The sequence below is a fragment of the Salifodinibacter halophilus genome (assembly GCA_012999515.1).
Lineage (GTDB): Bacteria > Pseudomonadota > Gammaproteobacteria > Nevskiales > Salinisphaeraceae > Salifodinibacter > Salifodinibacter halophilus.
This window is the reverse complement of record JABEEB010000638.1, coordinates 1-241: the sequence shown is the minus strand read 5'-3', so window position 1 is coordinate 241 and position 241 is coordinate 1. Positions and strand designations below refer to the sequence as shown.

1 protein-coding gene is annotated in these 241 nt (G+C 73.4%); it reads right to left on the bottom strand.

What is annotated here, in order from left to right; translation table 11 throughout:
- Positions 1–82: 82 nt before the first annotated feature.
- Positions 83–241: glycoside hydrolase family 29 (locus HKX41_13115; protein ID NNC25074.1), on the bottom strand; the 159-nt coding region annotated here is incomplete at its 5' end.

Here is a 241-nt window from a genome sequence, read left to right as displayed (position 1 = left end):
CCGCGATACCGCGCCTACGACGCGACCGGCTACCCCGCAGTCGCGGCTCGCGCCGCTCCTACAGGGGGATCGCACGGGGCGGTCAGGTCGGGCGGCTGCGGTACACGGCTACGGTGGCGATGCGCGGCAAGTCGTAGGCGTGCTCGATGGTCAGCCGCAGGCGCTGCGCGCGCACGGGCTCGAATCGCTCCAGGCGCTTGCAGCCGATGGTCGTGCCCCAGGCGATCGTCTGCCAGCCGCC